Source organism: Hymenobacter agri, from assembly GCF_054778495.1.
The window spans coordinates 1-6,179 of the sequence record NZ_BAAGZM010000237.1 but is presented as its reverse complement, the minus strand read 5'-3'; the positions used below and the strand labels follow the sequence as shown (position 1 = coordinate 6,179).

The 6,179-nt window shown below is 64.3% G+C and carries 3 protein-coding genes; 1 reads left to right on the top strand and 2 read right to left on the bottom strand.

All coding sequences use genetic code 11. From position 1 onward, the window contains the following. Together ACYVDE_RS12620 and nagB are read right to left on the bottom strand one after the other, a co-directional pair. A partial coding sequence (locus tag ACYVDE_RS12620; RefSeq protein WP_460501901.1) for an anhydro-N-acetylmuramic acid kinase occupies window positions 1-680 on the bottom strand: 680 nt, incomplete at its 3' end. 131 nt (window positions 681-811) lie between these two features. Then, window positions 812-2,752: a glucosamine-6-phosphate deaminase gene (gene nagB / locus ACYVDE_RS12615; protein ID WP_460501900.1), complete on the bottom strand. Its 1,941-nt coding sequence runs from the start codon at window positions 2,750-2,752 to the stop codon at window positions 812-814. 356 nt (window positions 2,753-3,108) lie between these two features. Between nagB and ACYVDE_RS12610 the strand changes: the two genes are divergently transcribed. Continuing rightward, window positions 3,109-6,179 (top strand): SusC/RagA family TonB-linked outer membrane protein (locus tag ACYVDE_RS12610; protein ID WP_460501899.1); only part of this gene is annotated, 3,071 nt, incomplete at its 3' end.

Genomic DNA, 6,179 nt, shown 5'->3' with positions numbered 1-6,179 from the left:
ACGGTGGCGTCGAGCAGGGTGTTGCCGGGGCCGGTGTCGGTGCTGAAGGCGGTGGTGGCGTCGCCGCCCGCGCGGGGCAGGTAGGTGAAGTTGGCTATGCCGCCGAGGTTGAGCAGCAGCCGCTCCTCGTCGGGGCTGCTGAGCAGCAGGAAGTCGCCGTAAGCGGCCAGCGGGGCACCTTCGCCGCCGGCGGCCACGTGCTTTTGCCGGAAGTCGGAGAGCGTAATGATGCCGGTGGCCACGGCCAGGTGGTCGCCGTCGCCGATTTGTAGGGTGGCGTGCAGGTCGAAATTAGGGCGCTGGTGCTGGTGGCGCGGGGCATGGTAGATGGTCTGGCCGTGGCTGGCGATGAGGTCGACTTCGGCCGGGGCCACCTGCCATTTTTCCAGGCAGGCCAGCACGGCGCGGGCGTGCAGCCGCCCCAGCCAGGGGTTAAGCAGCGTGAGAAACTCCAAACTCACGGTATCGCGGGCAAATACTTCGCGGATGCGCTGCTTCGTGTCCTCACTATACGGTACAGTTTGGAATTGCTCCAGCGTAAGTTTGGTGCCCGCACCGTGGCCTTCGAGCCGGCACAAGGCTACGTCGAGCCCATCGAGCGAAGTACCCGACATCAGGCCAATAACGCGCCGACTTGGCTGATTGCTAATTCGGTACAGGCGCTCAAGTGATGAATTCATTCTAGGGCTTTTGAGAACTGCGCTAGCAGTACAAACTGATTTTGTGCCGTGTTGTGCCTCTCGTGTGGCCTGAATGGGCAAATAACGCACTATTCGTTTCAGGAGGCTGTAGTGCGAGCTTTCAGTTCGCGCTACATAATCTCCCAGCGCACAAACGCTTCGATGCCCTCGTACTCGGGCAGGCCCAGTTCATCGTAGAGCTTGGCGGTGGTGCGGTTGCGGGCCTCGCTGCGCTGCCAGAACTCGCGCTGGTCGGCCCCCGGGAATAGCGGCCGGTCTTTCTGGCTCTGGTGCTTAAAGATGGCGCGGCGCTTGCGCGTGAGCTCCTGCGGCGAAAGCGGCACGGCCATCTCAATCTGGTCCACGTCCCACTCCTGCCAGGCCCCGCGGTAGAGCCACACCCAGCAGTCGTCGAGCCAGGGCGTGCCCGAGGCCTTGAGCCGGCGCAGGCTCTCGAAGATGGCCGCAAGGCACACGCGGTGCGTGCCGTGCGGGTCCGAGAGGTCGCCGGCGGCGTAAATCTGGTGGGGCTGAATGCGGTTGAGCAGCTCCATGGTCAGGCGCAGGTCTTCGTCGCCGAGGGGCTTTTTGCGCACGCGGCCGGTCTCGTAAAAGGGCAAATCCTGGAAGTGGGCGCGGGTATCGGGGTCGAGGCCGGCGTAGCGCAGGGCGCTTTTGGCCTCGCCGCGCCGGATGAGGCCCTTAATCTGCTGCACCTCGTCGGAATCGACCTGGCCGGGCTCCTTGGTTTTCAGAAACGCCGCCACGCGGTGGTACAGCTCCTCGGCGGGCTCGTCGGAAGGCAGGCGAAAGGCGTGGTCGTAATCGGCTACGAACTCGGCGAAGCGGATGGCCTCGTCATCGAACACGGCAATGTTGCCCGAGGTCTGGTAGGCCACGTGCACCTCGTGGCCCTGGTCGACGAGCCGCAGCAGCGTGCCGCCCATCGAAATCACGTCATCATCGGGGTGCGGGCTGAAAATCAGGACGCGCTTCGGAAACGGCGCGGCGCGCTCTGGGCGCGAGGAGTCGTCGGCATTGGGCTTGCCCCCAGGCCAGCCGGTGATGGTATGCTGCAGCTCGTTGAAGACGCGAATGTTGAGGCCGTAGGCCGGGCCGGATTGCGCTAGCAGCTCGGAGAGGCCGTTTTCGTTGTAGTCCTCGTCGGTCAGCTTCAGAATGGGCTTGCTCACGGTGCGGGCCAGGCCAGTCACGGCCTTGCGCACGGTGGCCGCATCGTGCCAGTCGCAGGGCAGGCCGCGCAGCCAGGGCGTTTTGCGGGTGGTGAGCTCGGCCCCGGCGGCCTCATCCAGCACCACCTGCACATTGGGGTGGCGTTGCAGGTAGGTGGCCGGCACCGAGTCGGTTACCTCGCCTTCTACCATGCGCTTCACCACGGCGGCTTTGCCCTCGCCCCAGGCCAGCAGCACAATCTGGCGGGCTTCGAGAATAGTGCCCACGCCCATCGTGAGGGCCCGGCGCGGTACGTTTTCCTCGCCGTAGAAGTCGGCTGCGGCGTCGGTGCGCGTTACGTGGTCGAGGGTGATGAGGCGGGTGCGCGAGGCCGGGCCGGAGCCGGGCTCGTTGAAGCCGATGTGGCCTGTGCGCCCAATGCCCAGCAGCTGCAAGTCGATGCCGCCCGCCGCCCGAATCTGCTCCTCGTAGCGCTGGCAGAACGCGGCCACTTCAGCTTCAGGGACAGTGCCGTCGGGGATGTGCACGTTTTCGGGCCGGATGTCGACGTGGTCGAACAGGTACTCGCGCATGAAGCGCACGTAGCTCTGCAGCGAGCCCGGGGCCATGGGGTAATACTCGTCGAGGTTGAAGCTGATGACGTTCTGGAAGCTCAGGCCGTCTTCGCGGTGCAGCCGCACCAGCTTCTCATATACGCGGGTGGGGGAGGAGCCGGTGGCCAGGCCCAGCACGCAGGCCCGCCCCTCGGCGGCGCGGGCGCGGATGAGGGCGGCAATCTGGGCTGCTACGGCCGCCGACGCGGCTTCCGAATCGGCATAAAGCTGAACCGGCAGGTGGGCGCCCGCCGTAGCAGGCAAGGTGGCAAGCAGGGTGGGCATGGGCGAGACGGGAAAAGGTGGAAGGAATGGTTCGGATAAGGCTGTGCGACGCTAAAAAGCAAGTTTTCAATCAAAAGATAAGTCGTACAGTCGGGCCGTAACGAGGCGGGCCAAGTGACGCAACCGATTGCGGAAGCATTTGCCAGCAAAATAGCCCTAATTTTATTGAAAGCGAACGGGACAAATTGGCCGGAAGCGTTGCAAATTTGGCCTTTTAGCGCTCTGCGTAATTTTTGCCATCGGCCCGTATTCTGCTACTCGGCGTGTGGGGCCGGTTGCCACCAGCCGGTATTCTGCCCTCTCTGGTTCTCTGCAAATTCTCACCCCCATTTTTCTCACCCATTTCAATTTCCATCATGAAGAAACCCTACTGGCTATTACTGCTGGTGCTGGCTGTGCTACTCGCGCCACCCGGCTGGGCCCAAACGGCCCGCTCCATCTCGGGCATTGTAACATCCAGCACCGACCAATCGCCCCTGCCGGGCGTGACGGTGCTGGTGAAAGGCACCACCAACGGCAGCACCACCGGCTCCGACGGCCGCTACTCGCTCTCGGCCGAGCCGGGCGCTACGCTCGTGTTCAGCTTCATTGGCTACGCGGCGCAGGAGCGCACCGTGGGCAATAGCAGCACCATCGACGTGGCCCTGAAGGAAAGCACCACCGGCCTCGATGAGGTGGTAGTGACGGCCTACAACATCAAGCAGGAAAAGCGCACGCTCGTGACGGCCGTGCAGGAAGTAACCAGCAAAGACATTATTGACTCGCGCCAGCCCAACATCGTGAACGCGCTGCAGGGCAAGGTGGCCGGCGTCGACATCACGTCGTCGGGCGGGGCGCCGGGCGAGGGCGCGGCCATCGTTATCCGGGGCGGTACCTCGCTCGATGGCACCAACCAGCCGCTGTTCGTCATCGACGGGATGATTATGGACAACGGCTCGTTTCAGGAGAGCACGGCGCCGGGCGCGGGCTCGCAGTTCAACGGCCTGCTGGGCCGCTCGGTGGGCGCCAGCAACCGCGCCGGCGACCTCAACCCCGAAGACATTGCCAGCATCACGGTACTGAAAGGCCCGGCGGCGGCGGCCCTCTACGGCCTGCGCGCCAGCAGCGGCGCGGTGGTGATTACCACCAAGAAAGGCACGGCCGGCGCCACCACGCTCAACTTCCGGACCCAGGTATCGGTGGATGAGGTGAACCGCCTGCCCAAAATGCAGGGCCTCTACGGCCAGGGCTCGAACGGTATCCTCGATGCCACTACGCGGGTATCGTTCGGGCCGCGCATCCCCGACGGGCAGCCGGTGTACGACAACCTGGGCAATTTCTTTCGCAAAGGCTTCACCTACCAGAACTTCCTGAACATGTCGGGCGGCTCCGACAAGGCTTCGTTCTTCGTGTCGGCCTCTAACCTGCAGCAGTCGGGCGTGGTGCCCAACAGCAACTACGACAAAACCACGGTGCGCCTTTCGGGCACGGCGGCCATCTCGCCCAAGCTGAGCGTGAGCGGCTCGGCGCAGTACCTCACCTCGGGCGGGCAGCGGCCCATTCAGGGCCCGGGCCTGCTCACCACGGCGGGCACGTCGTCGGGCGGCTTCATGCTGAGCTTGTTGAACTGGCCGCGCAACGACGATGCCCGCAACTACCTCAACCCCGACGGCAGCCGCCGCCGCTTGCTGGCCCTGGGCAACGGCGTGGATGCCGACGCCGACAACCCCTACTGGACGGCCTACAACAACCCCCAGACCGAGCGCATCAACCGCTTCATCGGCAACGCGCAAGTGAGCTTCAAGGCCACCAACTGGCTCACGCTGAGCCATAATATTGGTACCGATATCTATACCTCGCGCAACACTTCGGTGCGCGCCGTGGGCACCTCGCAGGTGGGCAACCAAAACGGCGGCATCGCCGAAACCGTGGACCAGTTCCGCTCCATCACGGCCACCACGCTGGCCACGTTTGCGCACGATTTCTCGCCCAACTTCGGCGGCTCGCTCATCCTGGGCAACACCATTGAGGAGAACAAAGACCAGGCAGTGGACTACCTGGGCCTGATTTTCCAGAACCCCAACTTCGTGGGCCTGAACAACACAGTGAACCGCAGCGCCCTGCAGCGCGACTACACCCGCCACGTAATTGGCAACTTCGCGCAGCTGAACGGCACGCTGTTCAACCAGCTGTTCATCCAGCTGCAGGCCCGCTACGACCAGTCGTCGACGCTGCCGCGCCCCGACCAGGGCAAGAACTTCGGCAAGAGCTTCCTCTACGGCTCGGCCGGCCTGGGCTACGAGTTCACGAAGGCGCTGGGCCTCGACCAGAGCAACATTCTGAACTACGGCAAGCTGCGCGCCTCGGTGGCCGAAGTGGGCAAGGACACCAACCCCTACCGCATCGAGTCGGCCCTGACGCAGAACACCTACATCGGCGGCGGCTTCCGCAACGACTTCTTCGGCTCGAACCCCATTCTCAAGCCCGAGCGCACCCGCACCTACGAGGCAGGCATCGCGCTGCAGTTCCTCAAAAACCGCCTGGGCTTGGATTTCAACTACTACTACTCGCGCACCAGCGACCAGATTATTGCGCCCCGCGTGAGCCAGGCCACCGGCTTCATCCTGCAGTACATCAACGGCGGCCTCGTGACCAACGAGGGCCAGGAAGTGTCGCTCACGGGCTCGCCGGTGAAGGGCCGGAATTTCAGCTGGGACATTGTGGCCAACTTCTACCACAACACCAACAAGGTGCAGGAGCTGCCCTTCCCGCTCACGGTGGTGTACCAGTCCGATGCCTTCATCACTGATATTCACGAGGGTGGCGCCTTCCCCGGCCGGGCCATCTCGGGCGTGGCTTCGACCGATTTCGTGCGCGTAACCGACCCCAACAGCCCGTACTACAACCAGGTCATCATCGGGGCCACGGGCTACCCGAGCGTGAACTCCACCTTTGCGTACGCCGGCAACCGCGCCCCGCGCTTCACCACCCAGCTCACCAACACCTTCACCTACAAAGGCCTGTCGCTGACTTCGCTGCTCGACTTCCGCGTGGGCGGCGTGGTGATTAACGGCAACGACTGGTACCAGACCCGCGTGGGCACCTCGGCGCGCACCGCCGACCGCTACAAGCAAGTGGTGTTCGATGGCGTGGTGGTGACCGCACGCGATGCTAACGGCAACGCCACGGCCTACGCGCCCAACACCAAATCGGCGGAGCTGACCCAGACCTACTACACCAGCATTCTGGGCGCGGCGGGCACGGCCTTCATCGAGGACGGCTCGTGGGCCCGCCTGCGCTACGTGACGCTGAGCTACGCCGTGCCGGCCAGCCTGCTGAGCCGCACCCGCTTCATCAAGGGCGTGGAGCTGAGCGTGACCGGCCGTAACCTGGTGCTGCTGACCAACTACTCCGGTGCCGACCCCGAAACGTCGGCGGCCGGGGCGGG